The sequence below is a fragment of the Okeania sp. SIO3I5 genome (assembly GCF_010672085.1).
In the GTDB taxonomy this organism is placed as follows: domain Bacteria; phylum Cyanobacteriota; class Cyanobacteriia; order Cyanobacteriales; family Microcoleaceae; genus Trichodesmium.
This window is the reverse complement of sequence record NZ_JAAHHT010000388.1, coordinates 1-5,560: the sequence shown is the minus strand read 5'-3', so window position 1 is coordinate 5,560 and position 5,560 is coordinate 1. Positions and strand designations below refer to the sequence as shown.

The 5,560-nt window shown below is 31.1% G+C and carries 4 protein-coding genes; all 4 read left to right on the top strand.

The features are described from left to right. The first annotated feature begins 415 nt into the window (after nt 1-415). The 4 genes from F6K40_RS38345 (at nt 416) to F6K40_RS38330 (ending at nt 5,559) form a co-directional block, all read left to right on the top strand. A complete protein-coding gene (locus F6K40_RS38345; protein ID WP_293144981.1) occupies nt 416-1,759 on the top strand; it encodes an AAA-like domain-containing protein in 1,344 nt (447 codons plus the stop codon). 158 nt (nt 1,760-1,917) lie between these two features. After that, nucleotides 1,918-3,444, top strand: a complete 1,527-nt coding sequence (locus tag F6K40_RS38340; RefSeq protein ID WP_293144978.1) for an AAA-like domain-containing protein — start codon at nt 1,918-1,920, stop codon at nt 3,442-3,444. Between the two features lie 17 nt (nt 3,445-3,461). Continuing rightward, nucleotides 3,462-4,667, top strand: a complete 1,206-nt coding sequence (locus F6K40_RS38335; RefSeq protein WP_293144976.1) for a WD40 repeat domain-containing protein — start codon at nt 3,462-3,464, stop codon at nt 4,665-4,667. 16 nt (nt 4,668-4,683) lie between these two features. After that, a complete protein-coding gene (locus F6K40_RS38330; protein ID WP_293144973.1) occupies nt 4,684-5,559 on the top strand; it encodes a TRAP transporter substrate-binding protein in 876 nt (291 codons plus the stop codon). Nucleotide 5,560 lies beyond the last annotated feature (1 nt).

Genomic DNA, 5,560 nt, shown 5'->3' with positions numbered 1-5,560 from the left:
TTTGTTCCTATTTCCTATTCCCTGTTTCCTATTCCCTATTCCCTATTCCCTGTTCCCAGTTAAGTGTTCCCTGTTCCCTAAAACCAAGGAATTTTGTACCTCACGCTTCTTGGGAATTGCTATATTATTATTTAATAACTGAAGTCTTCATGAAGTATAGCATTATTTTTGGGAATTGGTATAATCCGTGTTAATTTTGTCACATTATTGAGATGAATAGCTAGTCAATGATTAATATAGATATATCAGAGCAAACGCATCTTATTTTGAAGTTCTGACAGGGCAAGGATGTCAGACTTATGAGTATAAATATTCATCATTCCTCTAAAGCTTAACGGCAGAAGTTTCCAGAATTTAGATGCGTTTACCCTGTATAGATATATGCTGTCAAACAAAAATAATGGATTAAATACTTATGGATATTCTTAGTGAAGAAGAATTTAATCATCGTCTTGTACGTTATATAAGGTTGGGAGAAAATACTGAAAATATTGTAAGGGAATGGTGTCATTCACCACCAGGCACAACAATTACAGATTTGGCAGAAGAACTACATTTGTGTCGAACGGCAGTAAGCAAAAGATTGAGTGAAGTCCGAAAGTGTTTTGGGATAGATGATAATAATAAAATACCGATTTTATTTTATATTTATAAGCCTTATGACTATACAATTCATCCCGAAAGGCTTCAAGATTTAATAGATAATGGGTTAGTGAAACCAATATTTGAAGATTTATCAACTTATTTACCTTTAGATTCTCCTTATTATATTCCGAGAGGCAATATTGAAGATGAAGGTTTTGGTTATTTAACAAGCACAGGTAATTTACTTAGAATCTCCGGATGCCATCAAAATGGAAAAACATCTGAAATAAAAAGAATATTGTACCTCTTCAAAAATAAACGTAATTACAATACGGTTTATATTGACTTAAAAGAATTAGAGTCATCAAACAGAAACGACCTCAAGAATCTTCTAAATTGGTTCTTATCTTTGATTAGGAAAAAAGGAGAATTTTCAGAGCTTCCTCAAGTAGAAATATCAGAAAAGAGTCAAAATATTGGTTTAATTACTCAATGTGGCAATTATGTAAACAAAATTTTAGAACAAGCGCCTTCAGGACTTGCAATTGGATTAGACAATATTGATAGTTTGTTTGAGTTTCAAGTTGTTTGTCAAGATTTTCTGAGGATGCTGAGAGTATGGCAAGGAAAGGGAGGGTCAGAACCAGTTTGGAGAAAGCTGAAAATAATTATTGCTTATACTCGTGATTATGATGGAGATTTAGAACTAAATGGATCGCCTTTTAATATAGGTGAAGAAATAATACTGCGTAACTTTTCGGAAAAGGAATTAAAGACATTAATAGCAAGATATGGTCTTCCAATAGCTCCAATTAATCCTCAAGTTAAAGAGTTAATAATGGAACTTGTTGGTGGAATCCCTTATTTAACTCGATTAGGATTGTATCATATTGCTCTTAAAAGAATTTCTATAGAAGAAATATTAAACAATGCCACAACCTCACAGGGGATTTTTGGAGAGCATCTGTCGGAAATTAGAAACAAATTACAGAGAAATAGTAATCGACTTTTAGCAAAAGAAATGAAAAAAATAATTGATTCAGATAGACCTATAAATATTGACAATATTGCTGCCAAAAAATTAATTGATAAAGGATTAATTAAAATGACAAAAGAAGATAGATATATCTGTAGCTGTCAGCTTTATCGGCTTTACTTAAAAAGATATCTTTGAAACATACTTACAGCGCTTTTCAGATTGATAAACCACATCTTCATAATCAAAAGGACGAATGCCATTTGCTTGGCATAACTATCGTTAACGCCCCTACTGTGGTCTACTGAAATGAAAACTGCTGTAAGTTCAAATATAAATTTTTCAAGGGAAATAAAATGATTTATTATCAATGTGGTGGTGCAATATCACCTAAAAATCAAACTTTTATTATCAGAGAAACCGATGACATTTTGTATGAGTATTTGAAACAAGGCGAGCTATGTTATGTTTTTAATTCTCGACAAACAGGTAAATCCACTACAGCTAATTCGGTAATGGAAAAACTTCGTTCAGACGAAATAAAATATGTTTACATTGACGTTACAGAACTAATTACAAAAAGCGAAAAATCACTTTACTACAAAAAACAAAAAAGTGAGGAGGACATCTATGACATCCTCTTTGAAGGTATTACAAATAAAATATGGGAAAAACTTAAATTGCCAGAAGACTATTATGTTCAATGGCAATCAAAATATAGCGATCGTCAATCTTCTCCAAGAAAGAAATTCCAAGATTTTATCGATCAAATTTTGTTGCCGAATATAACAGATAAATTTATTGTTTTCTTAGATGAAATAGATTGGTTATTTGACGTTAAATTCTTAGTAGACGATTTATTTACCTTAATTAGAGTATTTTATAATCAAAGACAAAAATACAATCGTTTAGTATTTTGCTTTCTTGGAGTGGCGACACCAGATGAGTTAATAAATAGCTCAAAAACTACACCATTTAATATAGGAGAAAGTATTGAGCTAAGTGGGTTTACATTTGAGCAAGTCCAAAAACCTTTAGGTAGAGGATTAACTGAAACTGTAGATGACCCTGATGCAACTCTTCAAGAAATACTAAAATGGACTAATGGTCAACCTTTTTTAACTCAAAAACTATGCAGTATTGTAGTTAGGGATAGTGAAAGTCGTAATCCTGATATAAGGCAATTAGTTAAAGAGAATTTGATAATAAATTCAGATGAAGCAGCGAACAACAGTCATTTTACTTATATTAGAAAGCGTTTTTTAGAACATAATCCCGACCAACTTAGAACCCGACTAAATATTTATAAAGAAATTCTTCAATCTGAAAACGGAATAAATTCAAATGATAATCCGGCAGAAATAGAGTTAAGATTAACTGGTCTAGTAAAAAAAGAACTCAACCAACTTAAAGTACTAAATCCAATATACGAACAAGTATTTAATTTAGATTGGGTAGAGTCTGAACTTAATCAACTTTCTGTAAAAAAGGAAGTCAAGAAAACTCTAATTTTATTAATCAAAGCTTTCAAAAATAAAATATTAGAACAAGGTAGATTATGGAAAGCTTCATATATGGGAATCAATACCAGTTTTCTTCAATTTGTTTTATTAAATATTGAATTGCCCTTAGCAACCTTATTTTCTACATTATGGATTCCAGAGATTTGTTTGATATTATTTTTGGCTTTAATGCTGTTTAAACAATTTAAGTTGAAAATATTAGAATTTTGTATCTTTTCAAATATATTGTTACTAATTTTAGTATTTTTTGCTCGTAATTTAATTGTAGAGCACAGCATTTTCACAAGAGGTCTATTAGCTTTTGTCTTTGCATTAGTTTTATTGACCTCAAATATATTTAATCAATCAAACAATAACTAATATACTTATCAAGTACAATGTTCACACAATTTAAAAAATTCAAGTTTAATCATCGCAATATATTTTTAAATATATTGCTGGCAAGTCTAACGGTTTTACCATTAACAACGATAGAGAAAAAAGTTGAAATTGGATTACGCTCAAGACTAATTTCAAATTGTTTCAATAATAATGCTATTGAAGAGAATTATTATCCTGAAGAATTAATAGTAGACTCTTCACATCTAGTCAATAAAGTTGCTATTAGTCAAGATGGTAGTATTATGGCTACTGCTGTATATGATGAAATCAAATTATGGAATATTCACAACCAAGATAGTAGTGCAGACAGAGAAATAATTACTTCACAAAACGAGAGGTTAATAAAAAGTTTAATAGAGCATAATAAACAAGAGAATAGTGAAAAAATTGATAGAGATTTATTGGGGAATATTAATAGTTTAGCTATTTCTCATAATGAAAATACTAATGAGACTATAGTTGCTAGTTTAGGTCAAGGAAAGCAACAATTTGCTGTTTGGCGTATAACTGATATCTCAGTCGATCCAGAATTTACTTTATTAAATAAATCAAATTCAGTAAATCTTGGTGAAATTAAATCAATTACTATTAGTCCTAATCACAAATATGTTGCAATTGGGAGTAATAACAGAATTTTAGTATGGGAAATAAATACAGATAGTATTGAAAAAACTAAAATCGATCTAGAACTAGATCGTAATATAACTGCTCTTACTTTTAGTTATGATAATGAAACTTTAATTCTTGGCAGTGACAATGGTGAAATCAGTATTTTGAGTGTAGCGAGTAACCCAAATTTATTACCGAAAAAAAAAGATAAAAATACAAATAAACCTATAACTTCATTAACCATTAGTCCCAATGAAAATATTATTAGTGTTTTTGATGATGTTGGAATATTATGGAAAAATCTACCTCGTCTTAGTCCTCAACGTCGTCTTGAACTTAAAGGAAATAATAATCAAATTACTTCTGTCGTCATTAGCCCAAATAACAATAATTTGGTGATTGGAAGATTTGGCGGAATTATCGAATTTTGGAATTTATATAGTCAGAAACGACTGCATACTTGTCAAATTCCAAAAGATTTAATTTCAACTACTCCCAATGTTGCTCTTTCTGTAAATAATCAGCAACAAGTAAAAGTAATTACTTATGGTTCACAAGTAATTAACTTTTGGCAATTATCCTATCAACAATAATTAATTAATCAGAAAAATGAAACGTAAAAATTTTCTTGCTATTACTGGTAGTGCAGCTTTAGGACTTACTGCTCTTAGTTCCTGCACAAAAAAACAAGCCTCTACTCCTAATTCACCTAATGTTATTACAGACAAAACGATTATATGGAGAATGGCAACTATATACAGACCAAAGGATTTTAAATACGGAAATGAATATTTACCCATCGCTAAGGGTCCAAAGTATGTCAGAGATTTTGTCAATACAATAACGGGTGGAAAAGGATTTAAAATTGATTTTGAATTTCAAGAAGATTACTTTTCAGATGATGTTTTTAGTGAAGTTAGAGGTCGCACAAAATCACAATGTGGTTATACTGCTGCTTATTTATCCGCAGCTCAGAATCCTGCCTTCAATTTTAGTACCGCAATTCCTTTTGGGCTTAATGCAGAGCAGCAAAATGCTTGGCTTTATCATGGAGGCGGTTTAGATAAGTTACGAGAAATTTATAAAAAAGAGGGTCTAATTCAATTCCCCGCAGGTAATACAGGGGGACAAATGGGAGGTTGGTTTAAAGCAGACGAAGGAATAGAAGATACTCCTCCCATACAAGAGTTAAAGGATTTAAGAAAATTTAAAATGCGTATTCCTAGATTAGCTGGAAAAGTAATGGAGGCACTAGGAGTAGAAACTACTATGCAAAATAGACAAGGAGAAAAACTAAATGGGGGCAATATAACAAAAGCCTTTAATAATGGTGAAATTAATGCTGCGGAGTGGATTGGTCCTCATGATGATATCAAAATTGGGCTACATAGAGTGCCAGGAGTCAAGCATTATTACTATCCTGGTTGGTGGGAACCCTCTACTACTTTTGAAGTACAGGTTAATTTAGATGAATGGAACAAGTAGA